The organism is Lysobacter cavernae (genome assembly GCF_042648505.1).
In the GTDB taxonomy this organism is placed as follows: Bacteria; Pseudomonadota; Gammaproteobacteria; order Xanthomonadales; family Xanthomonadaceae; genus Lysobacter_L; species Lysobacter_L cavernae.
Genome location: NZ_JBHRXK010000006.1, coordinates 133,394 through 151,823, shown reverse-complemented (window position 1 = coordinate 151,823; position 18,430 = coordinate 133,394). Strand labels below are relative to the sequence as shown.

Annotated in this window: 14 protein-coding genes; 7 read left to right on the top strand and 7 right to left on the bottom strand. The window is 72.0% G+C overall.

The window, feature by feature from the left end:
- Positions 1 to 95: 95 nt before the first annotated feature.
- From ACFOLC_RS13275 to ACFOLC_RS13250, 6 genes are all read right to left on the bottom strand, one after another.
- Entirely contained in the window at positions 96 to 1,214 is a 1,119-nt protein-coding gene (locus ACFOLC_RS13275) for an MlaA family lipoprotein (RefSeq protein WP_386759737.1), read from the bottom strand.
- A gap of 80 nt (positions 1,215 to 1,294) precedes the next feature.
- Entirely contained in the window at positions 1,295 to 1,570 is a 276-nt protein-coding gene (locus tag ACFOLC_RS13270; protein WP_386759736.1) for an STAS domain-containing protein, read from the bottom strand.
- Positions 1,571 to 1,572: 2 nt separating this feature from the next.
- Entirely contained in the window at positions 1,573 to 2,229 is a 657-nt protein-coding gene (locus ACFOLC_RS13265) for an MlaC/ttg2D family ABC transporter substrate-binding protein (protein ID WP_386759735.1), read from the bottom strand.
- A 30-nt stretch (positions 2,230 to 2,259) separates the two neighbouring features.
- Positions 2,260 to 2,808 carry an outer membrane lipid asymmetry maintenance protein MlaD gene (mlaD, locus tag ACFOLC_RS13260; RefSeq protein ID WP_386759734.1) on the bottom strand — a complete coding sequence of 183 codons (549 nt, stop codon included), beginning with the start codon at positions 2,806 to 2,808 and terminating at the stop codon, positions 2,260 to 2,262.
- 100 nt (positions 2,809 to 2,908) lie between these two features.
- Positions 2,909 to 3,658 carry an MlaE family lipid ABC transporter permease subunit gene (locus ACFOLC_RS13255; RefSeq protein WP_386759733.1) on the bottom strand — a complete coding sequence of 250 codons (750 nt, stop codon included), beginning with the start codon at positions 3,656 to 3,658 and terminating at the stop codon, positions 2,909 to 2,911.
- Positions 3,658 to 4,446 (bottom strand): ABC transporter ATP-binding protein, encoded by a 789-nt coding sequence (locus tag ACFOLC_RS13250; protein ID WP_386759732.1) that lies wholly within the window; start codon positions 4,444 to 4,446, stop codon positions 3,658 to 3,660. Before ACFOLC_RS13250 ends, ACFOLC_RS13255 begins: the two co-directional genes overlap by 1 nt.
- Before the next feature lie 217 nt (positions 4,447 to 4,663).
- Here ACFOLC_RS13250 and recC point away from each other — a divergent pair, with 217 nt between their 5' ends.
- The 4 genes from recC (at position 4,664) to ACFOLC_RS13230 (ending at position 14,442) form a co-directional block, all read left to right on the top strand.
- Positions 4,664 to 7,996 carry an exodeoxyribonuclease V subunit gamma gene (gene recC, locus ACFOLC_RS13245; protein ID WP_449284300.1) on the top strand — a complete coding sequence of 1,111 codons (3,333 nt, stop codon included), beginning with the start codon at positions 4,664 to 4,666 and terminating at the stop codon, positions 7,994 to 7,996.
- Positions 7,993 to 11,631 (top strand): exodeoxyribonuclease V subunit beta, encoded by a 3,639-nt coding sequence (gene recB, locus ACFOLC_RS13240; protein ID WP_386759730.1) that lies wholly within the window; start codon positions 7,993 to 7,995, stop codon positions 11,629 to 11,631. Before recC ends, recB begins: the two co-directional genes overlap by 4 nt.
- Positions 11,628 to 13,454, top strand: coding sequence for an exodeoxyribonuclease V subunit alpha (gene recD, locus ACFOLC_RS13235; protein WP_386759729.1), 1,827 nt, complete (start codon positions 11,628 to 11,630; stop codon positions 13,452 to 13,454). The genes recB and recD overlap by 4 nt, the downstream gene beginning before the upstream one ends.
- A 133-nt stretch (positions 13,455 to 13,587) precedes the next feature.
- Positions 13,588 to 14,442: an acid phosphatase gene (locus tag ACFOLC_RS13230; protein ID WP_386759728.1), complete on the top strand. Its 855-nt coding sequence runs from the start codon at positions 13,588 to 13,590 to the stop codon at positions 14,440 to 14,442.
- A gap of 54 nt (positions 14,443 to 14,496) precedes the next feature.
- Here the strand turns inward: ACFOLC_RS13230 and ACFOLC_RS13225 are convergent, their stop codons facing one another.
- Positions 14,497 to 15,588, bottom strand: a complete 1,092-nt coding sequence (locus ACFOLC_RS13225; RefSeq protein WP_386759727.1) for a LysR family transcriptional regulator — start codon at positions 15,586 to 15,588, stop codon at positions 14,497 to 14,499.
- A 268-nt stretch (positions 15,589 to 15,856) separates the two neighbouring features.
- On the opposite strand from ACFOLC_RS13225, the gene ACFOLC_RS13220 reads away from it, so the two are divergent.
- Genes ACFOLC_RS13220 through ACFOLC_RS13210 form a run of 3 tightly spaced genes read left to right on the top strand, consistent with a single transcriptional unit; the run spans position 15,857 to position 18,326 of the window.
- A complete protein-coding gene (locus ACFOLC_RS13220; RefSeq protein WP_386759726.1) occupies positions 15,857 to 16,126 on the top strand; it encodes a hypothetical protein in 270 nt (89 codons plus the stop codon).
- Complete coding sequence (locus ACFOLC_RS13215) at positions 16,123 to 17,127, top strand: SDR family NAD(P)-dependent oxidoreductase (RefSeq protein WP_386759725.1); 1,005 nt, start codon at positions 16,123 to 16,125, stop codon at positions 17,125 to 17,127. Before ACFOLC_RS13220 ends, ACFOLC_RS13215 begins: the two co-directional genes overlap by 4 nt.
- Positions 17,128 to 17,141: 14 nt before the next feature.
- Positions 17,142 to 18,326 (top strand): efflux RND transporter periplasmic adaptor subunit, encoded by a 1,185-nt coding sequence (locus tag ACFOLC_RS13210; protein WP_386759758.1) that lies wholly within the window; start codon positions 17,142 to 17,144, stop codon positions 18,324 to 18,326.
- Positions 18,327 to 18,430: the final 104 nt, after the last annotated feature.

Genomic DNA, 18,430 nt, shown 5'->3' with positions numbered 1-18,430 from the left:
CCGGCCCCTAGGAGAAATGAGAAGAAGGCTAACGCGGAGTTAGAGCGGAGCCCGCCTTCGCGGGAATGACGGCCGCGAAGCGGCAGCGTTGAAGATCAGCCCCCATCCGTCGGCATCACCGGCATCGCATCCACCGGTACGGTCGGGTTGTACTCCTCGCGCAGGTAGTCCGGCAGCGCGTCGACGTCGTCGCCGTTGAGGCGGTCGCCGAAGATCTGGTAGTTGCGGCGCTGCAGCCAGGCGTCGCGCACCAGCGTGTAGTCATCCTCGGCGCCTGCGCGCAGGCTGTCGGTGGCCAGCAGCTGCGCGCGCACGTCGACCAGCTGCAGGCCCTGCAACGGGATGCGCACGCGGTCGGCCTCGACCTGGCGCAGCGGGCTCAGCGGCGCATCGCCGAGCATGCCGAGCGTATCGCGCAAGGTGCGCGGGCCGAAGAGCGGCAGTTCGACATAACGCGATGTCTTCCAGCCCCAGGTGCCCAGGGTCTGGCCGAAGTCCTCGCCCTTGTTGGGCAGCTTGGCGTCGCTGGCCGGGTCGAAGATGCCGGCGATGCCGAGCGTGGAGTTGAGCGCGAACCGGCCCAGCGACTGCGCCGCCTGCTTGGGCTTGCCCTGCAGCAGCGCGTTGACCGCCGACACCGGCTGGCCGAGGTTGTTGAAGAAGTTGCTGACGCCCAGGCGGAACGGCCGCGGCACCACCTTGACGTAGCCGCGCGCGAGCGGCCGCGCGACGCCGCGGTCGACCGCGTTGTTGAAGCGGTGCATCTGCCGGTTGTAGCCCTCCCACGGGTCGTACATGGCCGGCAGCGAGGCGGGCGCGGGCAGGGTCGGATCGGCGTAGTCGTCGGGGCTGCCATAGATCGCGTTGAAATCGCGTTCGGCGTCGGTGGGCTGGTCGGCCGGTGCGGATGCAGCACCCGGCTCCGTTGCCGGAGCGGGCGTCGGTTCGGGTGGCAGCGGCGTGGCTTCGTCGGCAGGCGAGGGTGCCGGTGCGGCCTCGCTCGGCGGCACGGTTGCGGGCGCTTGCACCGGTTCCCCGTCTTCGGTGGTGCGCACGCAGGCACGGATCTTCGCGGCGTCCTTGCCGGCCGCCTGCATGCAGCGCTCGAACTCGACGCGCTGCTGGCCGGACAACGGCCGGGTGAGGATCTGGGCGTGGCCGATCAGCGGCACGCCGACGAGCACGAAAGCGAGGAGGAGTGCGTGGGGGCGCATGGTCGCAGTGTAGGGCTCGGGTCGGGGGGGGGGGGGGCGGTCGCGCACGGGCGACCGTCTCCGGAACGCAGTGTTCGTGCTCAGCCGGCGAAGGCGAGGTCGGGGTCGAGGCGGTAGGCGGCGCGCAACTCGGCCAGGCCGGGCGGGCTGCCGATCACATCGGGGCGTTCGCCGCGGGCGCACAGCTCGGCCAGCAGCGCCAGGCCGGCGCTGTCGACCGCGTCGACCGCGCTCAGGTCGAGCCGGTGCAGGCCGGCACCCGACGCGCGCAGCTGCGTCCACAGGCCGGCCACGGCGGCGCGGTCGAGCGTGCCGGCGAAGGCGAGGGTGCCACCGTCCTGGTGCGCGGTCGCCATGCTCACTCGCTGGCCTGGGCCTGCAGCTTGCCGGCCTTGATGTCGGCGGCGACCTGGGCGATCGACTTCTGCTTGAGCGGCGCGTCGAACTGGTTGCGGAACGTCTGCACGAAGCTGACGCCCTCGACCATCACGTCGAACAGCTTCCACTGCGTGCCGACCTTGCGCATCAGGTAGTCGACCGGCACCGGCGCGGCCGCGCCCTGGCGCAGGTATTCGCTCGACACCTTGACGATGGCGCCGCCGCGCAGCGGGGTTTCCGACTTGATGCGGACCTTGAGCTTGCTGTTGAGGTCGAGCAGCGAGGAGCCGTAGCGCTGCATCAGGCTGTCGGCGAGGGCGTCGGCGAACAGCTTGACGTCGGCCTCGGCGGCGCCGCGGCCGTGCACGCCCAGCACCAGGCGGGCGGCGTAGTCGCGGTCGAAGATGGTGTTGAACTCGCTGGCGACGAACTGGCGCAGCGCGGCGCGGTTGGCGGTGAACTCGGCGCGGCGCGACTCCAGCGTGCTGAGGATGCGGGTGCTGTTGTCCAGCACCAGCTGGCTCGGCGAACCGGCCGGCGCGGTGGTCGCGGCCGTGGCGGCCTGCGCCAGCGCGACCGCAGGCGCGACGGCGAGCAGGGCGGCGGAAAGGACCAGGGAGAGGGCGGTGCGCTTCATAGGGTGAACTCGTCCGGGAAGGGGGCGGGTTTACTGGCCCTGCAGGTAGGCAGGGGTCTCGTCCGCGGGCGCCTTGTCGGCGGGGGCGGCGTCGGTGGCGGCATTGTCGGCGGGCTTGCCGCCACCGCCGCTGAACATGTACTTGCCGACCAGCTGGATCAGGTCGACCGCCGACTGGGTCAGGTAGATCTCGTCGCCGGGCTTGAGCGGCTCCGGGTCGCCGCCCGGGGCGAGGTTGACGTAGCTCTCGCCGAGCAGGCCGCTGGTCAGGATGCTGGCGGCGGTGTCGCCCGGCAGCGCGTCGTAGCGCTTGCTGATGGCCAGGGTGACCACGGTGTCGAACTTGACCGGGTCGACCTCGATCCTGGCGACGTGGCCGATCGCGACGCCGCCGATCTTGATCGGCGCGTTCGGGCGCAGGGCGCCGATCGTCGAGAAACGGGCCTTCAAGTCGTAGGTATCGCCGCCGAATCCCCACTTGCCGTTGGTGGAGGCCAGGGCCAGCACCAGCAGCGAGGCCAGCGCCAGCAACAGGAAGGCGCCGACGGCGAATTCGATACGGGGGGCGCGAATGCTCATGCCAGTTTGATTCCATCAGGCGCCGTCATCGCGTGGATGCGCGGCGGGTTTAAGTCGAATCCCCGCACAGGGAGGTGCGGGCTTTTGCGAAGGGCTCGCATCATCGAAACAGGAAGGCCGACATCACGAAGTTGAACATCAGCACCAGCAGCGAGGCGTTGACCACGGCCTTGGTGGTCGCCACCGAAGTGCCCTCGATGGTCGGCTCGGCGTGGTAGCCGACGTAGGCCGCGACCAGCGCCGCGATGGCGCCGAACACCGCCGACTTGACGAAGGCCATCAGGAAATCGTCGACGAAGTCGACGCTGTCCTTGAGCACCTGCCAGAACGTGCCGTTGTCCAGGCCGATCACGTGCACCGACTCGAAGTAGCTGGCGCTGATCGCCAGGCTGCAGAAGAAGCCGGTCAGCAGCGGCACCGACAGCACCGCCGCCCAGAAGCGCGGCGCCACGGCCTTGCCGACCGGGTCGATCGCCATCAGGCCGAGCGCGGTGATCTGGTCGGTGGCGCGCATCAGGCCCAGTTCGGCGGCGATCGAGCTGCCGGCGCGGCCGATGAACAGCAGCGCGGTCAGCACCGGGCCGAGCTCGCGGTACAGGCCCAACCCCAGCATCGCGCTGACCTGGTTGCTGGCGCCGTAGGTGTCGAGCGCGCGGTAGCCCAGCAGGGTGACGGAAAGTCCGACGAACGCACCGCCAACGGCGATGATCGGCAGCGAACGTGCGCCGATCTTGTAGATTTCGCGTATCAGTTCGTGGAAAAAGTCACGGGTCGGCTTGGAGGCCCGGAGTACTGACAAGGTGAACAGGCCGGCACGGCCAAGCGAGCGGGTCGCGGCGACGAAGGGCATCAGGCCGCCTCCGGGGTGCGGGCCACGGCGTCGAAGGCGATCGGGCCGTCCGGCTCGCCCTTGAGGAACTGGTGCACCAGCGGGTCGGTGCTGGCCTGCAGCTGCGCCGGGGTGCCGGAGAAGACGATGCCGCCGTTGGCGATGACGATGGCGTGGTCGGCCACCGGCAGGGTCTCGTGGACGTGGTGGGTCACGACGATGCTGGTCAGGCCCAGGGTGTCGTTGAGGCGCCGTACCAGTTCCATCACGACGCCGCTGGCAATCGGGTCGAGGCCGGTCAGCGGTTCGTCGTAGATCATCAGCGGCGGGTCCAGCGCCAGCGCGCGCGCCAGCGCCACGCGACGCGCCATGCCGCCGGACAGCTCGCGCGGGTAGGCGTCGGCGGCGGCGCGCAGGCCGACCGCGTGCAGCTTCATCAGCACCAGCCGGCGGATCACCGCATCGGGCAGGTCGGTGTGCGCACGCAATGGCAGCGCCACGTTCTCGGCGGCGGTGAGGTCGGTGAGCAGGCCGTTGCCCTGCAGCAGCACGCCGATGCCCTTGCGCAGTTCCAGCAACGCGCGTTTGGCCTGCGGCACGGCCTGGCCGAGCACCTCGACGGTGCCCGCGGCCGGCGCCAGTTCGCCGGTCAAGGCCGCCAGCAGCGTCGACTTGCCGCTGCCGGACGGGCCGAGCACCGCGACGATGCGGCCGCGCGGCACCGCCAGGTCGATGTCGCGCAGCACAGTGCGCCCGCCGCGGTCGAGGCGGACATGGGCGAGGCGGACGATGATGTCGTCGTTCGTCATGCGGTGGCGTACATAGGGCGGCGTCGGGCCAGGACTGCGCAGCTTGGCCGGAGCAAGCTGAACGGCAAACAGGAGCCGCATTGTCGCAGGTTCATCCGTGCTTGCCCGGCCCGGGCCCTGCGCCTTGTGTGATCGCGGCATCAGTCCGTTGCTGGTTGTCCCCTGGCGGAGCGGCCGTGCGCCGTGGTCTCGGCGTCTGCGACCGCGCTCCGGCAAGATAGCCGCGATGCCCGGCCGCCCCGACTTCCGCCTCTACCATTCCAACGCCCTGGACGTGCTGGCCGAACTGCTCGCCACGCAGTTGCGCGAGCCGGTGCCCGGGCGCGCGCTGCTGGTGCCGGAGGTGGTGCTGATTCCGCAGGTGGCGATGCGGCGCTGGCTGCAGTCCACGCTGGCGCAGCGCCACGGCATCGCCGCCAACCTGCGCTTCCTCACCCCCGGCGAGTTCGTGCGCGAGGCGCTTGACGCCAACGTGCCCGGCGCGAGCGACGACCTGGACGCGGCCGCGCTGCAGTGGCGCGTGTATGCGCAACTGTCCGATCCGGCCATGCTCGCCGGGCGCGCGTTCGCGCCGTTGCGCGAGTACGTGGCCGGCGGCGATCCGCTCAAGCCGTGGGCGCTGGCGGGCGAACTGGCGGCGATCTTCGAGAAATACCAGGCGTGGCGGCGCGACTGGCTGCTGGCGTGGGAAACCACGCGCGAGGGCGGCGATGCCCAGGCCGAGCTGTGGCGCCGCGTCGCCGCGGGCCGCCGCCACCGCGCGCGCCGCATCGACGACTACCTGGCCCGCTTCGGCGCGCCCGACGGTCCGTTTCCCCAGGGGCTGCCGCCGCGGCTGTTCGCCTTCGCCACGCTCAACATGTCGCCCGACGTGTTGCGGGTGATCTCCACCCAGGCGCGCGCGGGCACGCTGCACTTCTACGTGCCGACGCCGTCGCGGCGCTACTGGGGCGATCTGCCCGGCTACGCGCAGCGCCTGCGCGAGGACCCGGCCGCGGCCGACGACGAAAACCCGCTGCTGGCCAACTGGGGTGCGGCCGGCCGCGATTTCATGGCGGTGCTGGGCAGCTACGAGGTCGTGCATCCCTCGCTGGAAGTGGAGCGCTATGCCGACCCGGAGGAATGGCCCGACGACGCACCCGAGCGCGACAGCCTGCTGGGCCGGCTGCAGCGCGACCTGCTGCACCGGCGCGCACCGCGGCCGTGGCGCAAGGCGGTCGAACGCAACGACGCCAGCCTGCAGTTCCACGCCTGCCACACGCGCCTGCGCGAAGTGCAGGTGCTGCACGATCGGCTGCGCGCGCTGCTCGACAACGCGCTGGCGCAGGGCCAGCGCTTCGATCCGCCGCTGCAGGCGCGCGAGATCGCGGTGCTGGCGCCGGACATCGACCCGTACCGGCCGCACATCGAGGCCGTGTTCGGCGGGCAGGGCGGCAGCCGCGACTACATTCCCTATGCGCTGGCCGACCTGAGCCCGCTCGCGGGCGAGCCGCTGGCCGAGGTGTTCCTGCGCCTGCTCGCCTTGCCGACTTCGCGGTTCGGCGTGAGCGAGGTGCTCGATCTGCTGGCGACGCCGGCGCTGGCCGAGGCGGCGGGCCTGGACGCCGCCGGCATCGAGCGCCTGCACGGATGGCTGCACGAGTCCGGCGCGCGCTGGGGGTTGGATCCCGACCACCGCGCGCGCCACGACGCGCCGGCCGACGACGCCTACACGTGGCGGTTCGCGCTCGACCGGCTGCTGCTGGGCCATGCCAGCGGCGACGAGGCCGAGCTCGACGGCGTCGCGCCCTGGACCGCGCTGGAAGGCAGCGCGCTCGACGCCCTGGATGCACTGGTGCGCGTGCTGCGCGTGCTGGCGCGGCACGAACGCCTGCTGGGCCGTGCGATGGCGCCAGCGCAGTGGCGCGACGTGCTGTTCGCGCTGCTCGACGCGCTGCTGCCCGAGCATCCGCGCGCGGTCGGCGACCAGCGCGCGATCGAACGCCTGCGCCGCCACGTCGATGCGTTCGCCACCGGCGCCGGGGACGCGGCGTTCGACCGGCCGGTGCCGCCCGACGTGGTGCGCGCCTACTTCCAGCAGGCGCTGTCCGAGTCCGACACGCGCGCGCCGCTGCTCACCGGAGGCGTCAGCTTCGCGCGCATGGTGCCGATGCGGCTGATCCCGTTCCGCGTGATCTGCCTGCTCGGCATGAACGATGGCGACTACCCGCGCCGCGATCCGGCCGGCGGCCTCAACAAGATGGCACTGGAACTGACCACGCCGGCGCGCCGCTTCGGCGACCGCTCGCTGCGCGAGGACGACCGCTTCCTGTTCCTGCAGCTGTTCGCCTCGGCGGGCGACGTGTTCCATGTCAGCTGGCTCGGCGCCGACCCACGCGATGGCAGCGCGCGCGAACCCTCGGTGCTGGTGTCGGAGCTGCTCGATGTCGCGGCGGGCTACCACCACGCCGCCGACGCGAGCGAGGACCTGGTGCTGCACCATCCGCTGCAGCCGTTCTCGCCGCGCGCGTTCGGCAGCGCGTCCGACCCGCGCCGTTTCAGCTACCAGAAGGCGTGGCATCCGGCCGCCGATGCGCTGAGCGGTCCGCGCGCCGTGCCGGGACCGTGGTTCAGCGATGTACTGCCCGCGCCCGAGGCCGAGCAGGAATTGCCGCTGGTGGCGTTGCGGCGCTTCCTGGTCGACCCCGCCGGCCACTTCCTGCGCACGCGCATGGGCCTGCGGCTGCCGGACGAGATCGAAGTCGCCGACGACGTCGATCCGCTGACCACGCCCGCACGCGGCCTGGAGCGCTGGCAACTGCAGCAGGTGGTGTTCGATGCCTGCGCGGACGACGACACCGACGACTTGGCGCGGCGTCTGCGTGCCCGCGCGCTGCTTCCCTCCGGCCCCTTGGGCGAGCGCCAGCTGGCCGCGCTGAAAGCGCAGGTGCAGCCCTTCGCCGCGGCCCTGCAGCGGTGGCGGCAGGGCGAGGCGCAGACGCGCGCGTTCGAACTCGACCTGGACGGCGTGCGCCTGTACGGCCATCTCGACCGCCTGTACCCGCACGGGGCATTGCGCGCGCGGCTGGGCACGCTCAACGGCCCGGCGCAGATCGCCCACGGCCTGGACTGGCTGGTGCTGTCGGCGCTGGGCGATGCGCGTCCCCTCGCGCAACTGGCGCAATGGCAGGACGGCCCCGACGTGCGCCTGCGCGACGCCATCCCCGCGCAGCAGGCACGCGATGCCCTGCGCACACTGCTGCAGCTGCGCCGTGACGGCCTGCGCGAGCCGCAGCCGCTGCAGGCGCGCTCGGCCTGGCTGTGGTACAGCGCGCCGCGTGCCGACGCAGCGGAGGAGATCGCCGCATGGAAGGCCGCGCGCGAGCAGTGGTCCGGCAATCGCGAACGCCGCAAATGGGGCGAGGTCGATTCGCCCGCGGTGCAACTGGCCCTGCGCGGCCGCGATCCGTTCCTCGATGACGCCGACGGCGCGCGCCTGCGCGAGGTGGCCACGCGCCTGTTCGATGCGGTCGTGCACGGCCGCGCGACCCCGCCCGGAGCGCCCGCATGAGCACTCACACGAGCGCGCCGACGCTGCCGCAGCAGGACTTCCTCGACCTGCCACTGGACGGCGTGCGCCTGATCGAGGCCAGCGCCGGCACCGGCAAGACCTTCACCCTGGCCACGCTGGTGACGCGGCTGGTGATCGAGCGCGGCCTGCGTGTCGGCCAGATCCTCGCCGTCACCTACACCGAGGCCGCCACGCAGGAGCTGCGCGAGCGCCTGCGGCTGCGCCTGGAGCTGGCCGCGCGCGTGGCCAACGAGGTCGCGCTGATGCCGACGTCGCTGGACGAGGACAGCGAAGCGGCGGTGACGCGCGAACTGATCGAACGGCAGGCTCGCCACGAGGACCCGGTCGCGCTGGCACGGCGCCTGCGTCAGGCCGCGCGCGAGATGGACCTGGCCGCGGTGTTCACCATCCACGGCTTCTGCGCGCGCGCGCTGATCGAGCACGCCGTCGAGGCCGGACAGCCGCTGCTGGCGCCGGAGCTGATCGGCAGCGAGCGCGAACTCGTCGACGCCGTCGCCACCGACCTGTGGCGCTCCATCGGCGCCGATCCGGCCGATGCCGAGTTGCTGCAGGCGCAATGGCGCGCGCCGGACGGCCTGGCCGCGGACCTGGGCCGGTTGCTGTACGCGCCGAGGCTGGCACCCGCGTCGCCGCCGCCATCGCCCGATCCGCTGCCGCGCCTGCACGATGCCGCCGACACGTTGCGCGAAGCCTTCCTGGTCCATGGCGAGGACGCCTTCGCCGCGCTGGAGGCGGCCATCGAAGCAAAGGTGCTCAACGGCACCTACTACAAGAAGCACCTGCCGGCCGAGCTCCAGCGCGCGCTGGCGCAGTGGTGCGCGCAGGGCGATGCGGCCACACCGGTGCACGAGCGCCTCGACCGCCTGACGCCGCAGATGCTGGCCGACAAGACCAACAAGGCGAAGAAAGGCCCGCCGCTGCTGGCGCCGCAATCGCCGCTGTTCGACGCGGTCGCGCCGTACCTCGACCTCGCACGCCAACGCGAAGCGTGGCTGGCATCGCAGCGGATCGCGCTGGTGCACCGCGTGCGCGAAGAAGCGACGCGGCGCCTGGTGACGCTCAAGCGCCTGCGCCGCGAGCAGACCTTCGACGACCTCATCGGCGACCTCGCGCAGGCGCTCGACGGCCCGCACGGCGCGCGATTGGTCGAACGCCTGCGCGCGCAGTACGCGCACGCGCTGGTCGACGAGTTCCAGGACACCGACCCACGCCAGTGGGCGATCTTCGAGCGCGTGTTCGGTACGGACGAGGCCGGGCCGCCGGCGCTGTTCCTGATCGGCGACCCCAAGCAGGCCATCTACCGCTTCCGCGGCGGCGACGTGCACACCTACCTGGCCGCTGCCGAGCGCGCGCAGCGCGCGCCGGCGCTGGACCGCAATTTCCGTTCGCGGCCGTCCGTATTGCGCGCCATTGCCGCCCTGTACGAACGCGCCGGCGAGGGCGCCTTCGTCGACCCGCGCATCCGCTTCCGCGACGTGCAGCCCGGTGGCCAGGTGCGTGACGAGGACTTCCGGCGCGACGGCCGCACCGCGCCCGCGCTCACCCTGTGCGCGCTGACCGAACCCGACGACGGCCGGCGCAAGCCACAGTGGCTGGTCGGCGAGGCAAGGCAGCTGGCGGCACTGGCCTGCGTCACCGCCGTCCAGGCACTGCTGCGCGACGCACGCGCGGGACGCGCAACGATGCGTGGAAAAGACGGCGAGTGCCCGCCGCAAGCCGGCGACATCGCCGTGCTCGTGCGCAACCACGCCGAAGCCACGCTGATGCGCGAAGCGCTCACGCGCAGTGGCGTGCCGGCGGTGGCGGCCGGTCGGCGCAGCCTGTTCTCCACCGACGAGGCACGCGAGGTGCTGGCGCTGCTGGACGCCCTGCTGCGGCCGGACGACGACGCGCGCCTGCGCGGCGCGCTGGCGACGACGCTGGTCGGCCTGGACGCCGGCACGCTGGCGCGCTTCGACAGCGAAGCGGCGCTGCACCGGCAGTGGCAGCTGCGCGCGCTGGCCTGGCGAGACCGCTGGCAACGGCACGGACCGCTGGCGATGCTGGGCGACGTCGGCGCCGAACAGGCGCCGCGCCTGCTCGCGCTGCCCGACGGCGAGCGCCGCTTGACCAACACGCTGCAACTGGCCGAAGTGCTGCAGGAGGCCGACCTGCGCGCGGTCGGCGAGCACGGCCTGGTCGACTGGCTGCGTACCCGCATCGCCGAGGCCGACGACAGCGACGAGACGCAGCAGCTGCGCCTGGAATCGGACGCGCGCTGCGTGCAGATCCTGACCCTGCACAAGAGCAAGGGCCTGGAGTTCCCGTTCGTGTTCCTGCCGTTCGCCGGCATCGGCCGCAAGCCCGGCAACGGCAACCTGTGCGAGTTCCACGACGGCGCCGGGCGCGTTCTGCAACTGCGCAGCGAGGCCACGCCGAGCGACGCCGCGGCCTGGAACAACGCGAAAGCGCAGCAGGACGAGGAGGAGCGCGGCGAGGACGCGCGCCTGCTGTACGTCGGCCTGACCCGCGCGCGTCATGCCCTGTGGTTGGCCAGCGTGCCGAACGAGCGTGCCGACCTGAGCCCGCTGTCGAAGATGCTGGTGGACGCGGAGTCCTTGTCCACCCAGCTCGGCGATGCCGTCGAGGTGCAGCGTCCCGCGCTGCCGCTCGCGCTGCAGCCGCCATTGCCGCCGGAGCACGCCGCGGCGGTGCCGCCCGCGCGTACCGCGCGGCGCGTGGTGCCGCGCGACTGGTGGGTCTACAGCTTCACCCAGCTCGCCAACGAATCGTCCGGCGCGGTCGAGGCGGCGCCGCGCGCGGTGGCGGAGGAGGGCGGCGCCCTGGATGAACCGACCCCCGCCGTGGTGGACGGCGACCTGCGCTTCTCCGGCAGCCGCTTCGGCAACGTGCTGCATGGCGTGCTCGAACGCGTCGACTTCGGCGCCTGGTCGCAGTGGCCGCAGGTGCCGCCGTCCGATGCCGAGCGCGCGCACCTGCGCGCCGCGCTCCACGCCGAAGGCTATGTCGAGGACGACATCGAGGACGGCATCGAGGTGCTGCTGCCGCTGGTCGGACACACGCTGACCGCGCCGCTGCCCGAAGGCGCGCGCCTGTGCGACGTGCCGGTCGATCAGCGCCTGTCGGAGATGGAATTCCACTTCGCCCTGCAGCCCACCGCGACCGCCGACCTGCTGGCGTTGCTGCACGCGCATGGCGTACTGCGGCAGCGTCACGCGTTCGGCGTGCGCCAGCGCCTGGAAGGCCTGATGACCGGCAAGATCGACCTGGTCTACACGCACGCGCAGCGTTTCCACGTGCTGGATTACAAGTCCAACCGCTTGCCGGGCTACGACCACGACGCGCTTGCGCAGGCCATGGACGACAGCGAGTACACGCTGCAGGCGCTGCTGTACGCGCTGGCGCTGCATCGCTGGCTGCGCTTCCGGCTGGGCGATGGCTACGACTACGGCACGCATTTCGGTGGCATCCGCTACCTGTTCTGCCGCGGCCTGGACGCCACCGATCCAGCGTCGCCCGGCGTGCACGCGTGGATGCCGCCACGTGCCTTGGTCGAGGAACTCGACGCACTGTTCGCCCGCGGCGTGACGTCGCCAACGGAGGTCGTCGCATGAGCCTGCTCGATGCCCTGCTGCGCCAGGGCGCGTTGCGCCCGATCGATCACGCGCTCGCACAGAGCCTGCGCCGCCTGGACGGCGGCGGCACCGACGACCGCGTGCTGGTCGCCGCGGCGCTGGCTTCGTCGGCGGTGGCGCAGGGGCATGCCGGTGTCGATCTCGCGCGCCCGCACCTGGTATGCGACGCCGCTGTCGATTGGCCGGACGCCGATACGTGGACGCAGGCGCTGCGCGACTCGCGCTGGGTCGCGCAACCGCAGGCCGATGCCGCCAGCGTGCCGGCACCGCTGGCGGTGGAGCAGGGCATGCTGTACCTGCGCCGTTATCGCGAGTACGAGCGCCGCCTGGCGGCGGGCCTGCGCCGCATTGCCGCCGCCGCGCCGGACGGCGCCGGGCTGGACGCCCTGTCGCCGCTGTTCGCGCGGTTGTTTCCCCGCGCACGTGACGGCACCACTGCCGACGACGGCGGCCAGGCGCGCGCCGCCGCGCTGGCGCTGGTGCGTTCGTTGCTGCTGGTGACCGGCGGCCCCGGCACCGGCAAGACCACCACCATCACCCGCGTGCTGCTGCTGCTCATCGCGCAGGCGGCGTTGGCGGGTCGTGCGCCGCCGCGCATCGCACTGGCCGCGCCCACCGGTCGCGCCGCCGAACGCATGGCCGAGAGCCTGCGTGCGGCCAGTGCGCGCCTGCGCGCCAGCGACGGCATCGATGCCGCGTGGTGTGATGCGCTGCCGGACGCGGCCAGCACGCTGCATCGCCTGCTCGGCACGATCCCCGACCGTCCCGTGTTCCGCCATGACGGCAATCACCCGCTGCCGTTGGACGTGGTCGTGGTGGACGAGGCCTCGATGGTCGATCTGCCGCTGATGTGCAAGCTGGTGGAAGCCGTGCCGGACGGCGCGCGGCTGATCCTGCTCGGCGACCGCGACCAGCTGCCGTCGGTGGAGGCCGGCGACGTGCTGGCCGCGATCACCGACGCGGCGGGCGAGGGCGAGGCACTGCCCGCGGCCGTGGCCCAGTCGCTGGCGCCGTTGCTGGGCGACGTACCGATCGCCGCCGGCCGTGGCCCGCTGGCGGGTCATCGCGTGCAGCTGCAGCGCGGTTATCGCCAGTCCGCAGCGCTCGACCTGGCGCCGCTGGCCGATGCGCTGCGCAGCGGCGACGCCGACGCGGCGATGCGCCGGCTGCGCGAGGGACTGGCCGGCGTGCGCTTCCACGAAGACGTGGCCGATCCCTTGGCCGGCGCGTCGCGCGATGCGCTGTTGTCGTCGTGGCGCACGCTGATGGAACTGCGCGATCCCGCGCTCGCACTGCAGCACGCCGCGCGCCTGCGCCTGCTGACGGCGCTGCGCGACGGCGCGCAGGGCGCCAACGTGCTGAACCAGCGCATCGAGGACGCGCTGGCGGGTCCGCAGCGCGATCCCTACTTCCACGGGCGGTTGCTGCTGATCACCGAGAACAGCTACCGCCACGGCCTGTTCAACGGCGACATCGGCGTGTGCCAGCACGACGCCGCCGGCATTCCCGTCGCGTGGTTCGCCGGTGGCAGCGACGGCGTGCGCGGCTTCCACCCGGCCTCGCTGCCGGCGCACACCGGCGCCTTCGCGATGACCGTGCACAAGGCGCAGGGTTCGGAGTTCGACACGGTCTGGCTGCTGCTGCCACGCCAGGACGCGCGCACGCTGTCGCGCGAGCTGCTGTACACGGCGGTCACCCGTGCGCGCTGCGAGTTGCACGTATGCGCCAGCGAGCCGGTGCTGCGCGCGGCGCTGGCGCGGCACGCGGCACGGGTGTCGGGGCTGGCGTGGCGCTTGCGTTGAGCCGGCGCCGGCTGCGCCTGCAGCGCCTGCACTCGCGGAGCTTGTTCACGGCGGTTTGATGGCCTGGTGAGCACAGTCCCGAATCGTGCCCCGCGCTACGGCCCGTAGCCCGCCACACGCACAGGAGCGTCGAATGCCCGCGTACTCCGCGCCGCGCCTGCGGCTCGCCATCGTCGCGTCCCTGTGCAGCGCGCTGATGGCAGGCTGCGCCTCGGCCCCATCGCCCGATCGCGCGGCGCCCACCCCCGTGCCCGAGCTGCGTCCGGGCGTGCCGGCCGGTTACCTCGGAAAGGACCTGCCCGACAGCCTGGTGCTGCTGCCTCCGCCACCGGCCGAAGGCTCCGCTGCTTTCCGGCAGGATCAGGCGATCAGCCGCGCCGCGCGGAAGTTGCGCGGCACCGCGCGCTACGCCCTGGCGACCAGCGATGCGGACCTGCACCCTGCGCACGCGGCCGGCGCGTTCGCTTGCGCGCTGGGGGTTCCGATCAGCCCGCAGGATTCGCCGCGGCTGTACCTGCTGCTGCAGCGGACGATGGTCGATGCCGGGTTGGCCACCTACAGCGCGAAGAACCACTATCAGCGGGTGCGGCCGTTCGTGCATTACCGTGAATCGACCTGCGCGCCGGCGGATGAGGCGGCGTTGCGCAAGGACGGCTCGTATCCTTCGGGCCACACCGCGATCGGCTGGGCCTGGGCGCTGGTGCTCACCCAGTTGCAGCCGGCGCGTGCCAACCCGCTGCTCGCCCGCGGCCGCAGCTTTGGCGAGAGCCGGTTGGTCTGCAATGCGCACTGGCAAAGCGATGTGCTGGAAGGGCGGGCGGTGGCGGCCGGCGCCGTCGCCAGGCTGCAGGCCGATGCGACGTTCCGTGCCGACCTCGCGGCCGCCCGCGGCGAGGTCGAAGCGCTGCAGGCGCGCGCGGCTCAACCCGCGGGCGATTGCGCGGCCGAGGCGGCCGCGCTGGCGATCAGAATTCCGGGCGTGCTCTGAGGCGCGCTGCCCGCGCGCGCCGGTACGGAAAACGCGGACGCGCAACGGCAGCGGTTACACCAGTTCCGCGTCCTCACTGCCGTGCGTGTCGGCGGCAACGGCTTCGAGCGGCGCTTTGGACCTGGCCTTCTTCGTCGTCGCCGGCGGTCCGGCGACCTTGGCCAGTTCGGCGCTGATGGCATCCGCCGAGGCCTTGCTGGCGGCCTCGTAGCGCGAGCGCACGTTCGGGCACAGCACCTGCATGTAGTCGGCGTCGAAGTTGAGGCGTTCGACCAGGAAGTCGACGAACGCGCGCACCTTCGGCGACTGCACGCGGCCGCGCGGGAACACCGCGTTGAACTCGTACTCCGGCCCAGTCCAGCCGGCCAGCACGCGCTGCACGTAACCCTGCTCGGCATACGCCTTGACGGTGACGTCGCTGGCCAGCATCAGGCCCTCGCCGCACAACAGCGCATCGCTGAGCGGCGCCGGGTCGTTGGCGACCAGCACCGGGTCGATGCGGTAGTCGGTGCTGCGCGTGCCGTCGCTGAGCGTCCAGTGGTACTGGCCGTTGCGGCGCGACTTCGGCATCGCCAGGGTGCGGTGGTGCTCGAGGTCATCCGGGTGCAGCGGCTCGCCGTGGCGGGCGATGTAGTTGGGACTGGCGTAGACCTGGGTGCGGAAGGTGGCGAGCTTGCGCGCGACCAGGTTGGAGTCGGGCAGGCTGCCGACGCGCAGGGCGACGTCGATCTCCTTGTCGATGATGTCGAGCGGCTCGTTGGTCAGCACCATCTCCACGCGCACTTCCGGGTGGCGCGCGTGGAACTCGCCGAGCAGCGGCGCGATCCAGGTGATGCCGACCGAGTAGGGCGCGGTGAAACGCAGCCAGCCGCGCGGGCCGCCCTGCAACTGGCCGACCGCGCTCTCGGCCTCGTCGAGTTCGCGGGCGATGCGCTGGCAGTGTTCGAAGTAGATGTTGCCGGCCTCGGTGAGGCCGAGCTTGCGCGTCGTGCGATGCAGCAGCTGTGCGCCGAGGCGCGTTTCCAGGTCCTGCACCTTGCGGCTGACCGTGGTCTTGGGCAGGCGCAACGCGCGTGCCGCGGAGATGAAGCTGCCGTGCTCGACCACCTTGACGAAAACCAGGGTGTCGTTGAGATCGCGGGCCATGGGGGAGGCTCCTGGGGGCTGGCGGACGGGAGGGATTTCATGCGAACGCAGTAGGGATTGATCTGCTGGTTCGGTAGGCCGGGTGCAGCGGAAAGCGGATCCCCCGCAGCGCCGGGAATGACGGCGGGGATGGAGCGAGTGACCGGGCGGTTTGCGAGGCAGAAGGGCATTAGCCCGTCTTCGGGACAATTATTCCCTGAATTGCCGGCTAATCAAGTGCCGGTCGTGGGCCTAGTCTGTGCCGCAGCCTCCCCCACCGGCCGTTGCCATGTTGACCCCCCGCCAAGCCCGTTACGCTTTCCTGCCGCTGATGCTGATCGCCTTGTCGGCCCTGGTCGGGCTGGCGGTGGTCGTGTTCCGTCAAGGCCTTGCGGCCGGTTCGGGCGAGTTCTGGCTGCTCGCCTGGGTGCTGGCCTTCATCCTGGCGCTGCCCGGCGCGATGCTGCTGCTGCCGGTGGTGGGGGCGCTGCTGACGCATTGGACGCGCCACGAGACCGTCCCGCTGCTGGGAGAAAAAATCCCGGGAACGGGACAATGACCCCGAGTGGCGCGAAGGCTGCGCTGACCCGGGTGCCGGTCGTCGTCCTCGGCGCCACCGGCAGCGTCGGCCGCGGCGTGGTCGCCGCTGCGGTCGCCGCGGGCCGGCCGGTGATCGCGGTGGCGCGCGAACTGGGCGAGCTCAAGGCGCTGCGCGCCGCCTACGGCGATGCCGATATCACCGTTCTCGCCGGCTCGGTCGCCAGCGACGCCGAGGGCGCCAAGCTCGCCCGCGCGCTGCGCAAGCTCGGCCGGCCGCTGGCCGGCGTGGTCGCGGCGGTGTGCGGCAGCACCGAGCGCGGTCGCCTGCTCGACCACCCCGCCGCGTTCCTGCGCCGCAAGCTCGACGAAGACCTGTTGCCGCACCTGGCCGCCGCGCGTCATCTGCTGCCGCTGCTGGCGCAGGCCGACCGCGGCGGCAGCTACGTGCTGATCGGCGGCCCCGGCAGCGAGCACCCGTGGGCCGGTTACGGCCACCGCTCGATCGGCGAGGCGGCGCTGCGCATGCTGGCGCGCGTGCTGCACGACGAGGCGCGCACGCTGTCGGTGCGGGTGCAGTTGCTCGCGATCGACAGCCCGGTCTGCACCGAGCGCAACCGCGCGCACGCCTGCCCGCAGTGGCCGAGCGCGCTCGCGGTCGGCCAGCGCGCATTGGCGCTGATCGAACAGTCCGCGTCCAGCGAGCCGGCCCGCGCCGTGGTGCGCTACACGCCGCCGCCATGGTTGTCATCGACGCGTGACCACGATGCCGTTGCCGCCACGGGCGAACCGGTGCCTGTCGAATCCATGTTTGTCGAGTCCATGCCTGTCGAATCCGGAGCCGCTGGATCGACGCATTCACAGGCCACCGTCGAATCCGCGACGACGGCACCCGTCGATACCGGCGTCGCGTCGCCGCACGACCCGACGAGTCTGCTGCCAACACGCTGTCTGCAGGATGCGCGCACCCTGCTCAAGAACCTGATCTCTCCGAACCGCAACCAGGAACCCTCCCCCCAATGACTTCCCGCAAAGCAATGGACCGCGCCGCCCACACCGGATACCGCGGAATTCCCGTCCTCGCCCTCGCGGCGAGCCTGCTGGTCGCGGCCATCGCGACCGCGTGCAGCAGCCAGGCCGAGCCCACTGCGGCGATGCCGGCGCCGGAGGTCAGCGTCGCCACCGTGCTGTCGAAGGAGGTGCGGCAGTGGGACGACTTCACCGGTCGCGTCAGCGCGATCGAGACCGTCGAACTGCGTCCGCGCGTGTCCGGCTACGTCGAGCGCGTCGCCTACCAGGAAGGCCAGGAAGTGAACAAGGGCGACCTGCTGTTCGTGATCGACCAGCGTCGCTACAAGGCGCAACTGGCCCAGGCCCAGGCCGAACTCGAGCGCGCCCGCGCCGAAGCGCGCCTGGCGCAGACCCAGGACGTGCGCGCGCAGGCGCTGGTCGAGGCCAAGGCGATTTCGCGCGAGGAGTTCGAGACCCGCCGCGCCGCCACCACCCAGGGCAACGCCGCGGTGCATGCCGCGCAAGCCGCGGTCGCCAACGCCCAGCTCGACCTGCAGTTCACCCAGGTGCGGGCGCCGATCTCCGGACGCATCGGCCGCGCCCTGGTCACCGAGGGCAACCTCGCCCAGGCCGACACGAGCCTGCTGACCACGCTGGTCTCGCTGGACCCGGTGCACGTGTACTTCGAGAGCGACGAGCGCAGCTTCCTGCGTTACCAGGAGTTGGCGCGCAAGGGCGAGCGCACCCGCACCAGCAACCCGGTGCGCATCGGCCTGGCCAACGAGCAGGGCTACCCGCACGAGGGCACGGTCGATTTCGTCGACAACCAGGTCGACCCGACCACCGGCACCATCCGCGCGCGCGCGGTGCTGCGCAACCCGGACCGGGTGTTCACCCCGGGCCTGTTCGCACGCGTGCAGATCGAGGGCAGCGGCCAGTTCAAGGCCAGCCTGATCGATGACAAGGCCGTGCTCACCGACCAGGACCGCAAGTACGTGTACGTGCTCGGCCCGAAGAACACCGCGCTGCGCAAGGACGTCGTGCTCGGCCGGATGATCGACGGCCTGCGCGTGGTCAGCTCGGGCTTGACGCCGACCGACAAGGTGATCGTGCACGGCGTGCAGAAGGTGTTCATGCCCGGCATGCCGGTGGCGCCAAAGCAGATCGCGATGGGTGCGCCGGCACCGGCACCGCAGGTCGCGATGCACTAAGGCCGCGACGCGTGGACTGAACCGTTCACGCGACAACTCGCCAGACCCAACACCTCCGCCGGGCGGCGGAGGCCAGGACTCATGCGGCCTGCGGGCCGCACAAG

Excerpts from the sequence above, each read along its gene's own strand:
- ACFOLC_RS13250 (WP_386759732.1), bottom strand. The coding sequence starts at position 4,446 with ATGACGAACGACGACATCATCGTCCGCCTCGCCCATGTCCGCCTCGAC.
- ACFOLC_RS13225 (WP_386759727.1), bottom strand. The coding sequence starts at position 15,588 with ATGGCCCGCGATCTCAACGACACCCTGGTTTTCGTCAAGGTGGTCGAG.
- recD (WP_386759729.1), top strand. The coding sequence starts at position 11,628 with ATGAGCCTGCTCGATGCCCTGCTGCGCCAGGGCGCGTTGCGCCCGATC.
- ACFOLC_RS13220 (WP_386759726.1), top strand. The coding sequence starts at position 15,857 with ATGTTGACCCCCCGCCAAGCCCGTTACGCTTTCCTGCCGCTGATGCTG.
- ACFOLC_RS13265 (WP_386759735.1), bottom strand. The coding sequence starts at position 2,229 with ATGAAGCGCACCGCCCTCTCCCTGGTCCTTTCCGCCGCCCTGCTCGCC.
- ACFOLC_RS13215 (WP_386759725.1), top strand. The coding sequence starts at position 16,123 with ATGACCCCGAGTGGCGCGAAGGCTGCGCTGACCCGGGTGCCGGTCGTC.
- ACFOLC_RS13270 (WP_386759736.1), bottom strand. The coding sequence starts at position 1,570 with ATGGCGACCGCGCACCAGGACGGTGGCACCCTCGCCTTCGCCGGCACG.
- mlaD (WP_386759734.1), bottom strand. The coding sequence starts at position 2,808 with ATGAGCATTCGCGCCCCCCGTATCGAATTCGCCGTCGGCGCCTTCCTG.
- ACFOLC_RS13255 (WP_386759733.1), bottom strand. The coding sequence starts at position 3,658 with ATGCCCTTCGTCGCCGCGACCCGCTCGCTTGGCCGTGCCGGCCTGTTC.
- ACFOLC_RS13275 (WP_386759737.1), bottom strand. The coding sequence starts at position 1,214 with ATGCGCCCCCACGCACTCCTCCTCGCTTTCGTGCTCGTCGGCGTGCCG.
- ACFOLC_RS13210 (WP_386759758.1), top strand. The coding sequence starts at position 17,142 with ATGGACCGCGCCGCCCACACCGGATACCGCGGAATTCCCGTCCTCGCC.
- ACFOLC_RS13230 (WP_386759728.1), top strand. The coding sequence starts at position 13,588 with ATGCCCGCGTACTCCGCGCCGCGCCTGCGGCTCGCCATCGTCGCGTCC.
- recB (WP_386759730.1), top strand. The coding sequence starts at position 7,993 with ATGAGCACTCACACGAGCGCGCCGACGCTGCCGCAGCAGGACTTCCTC.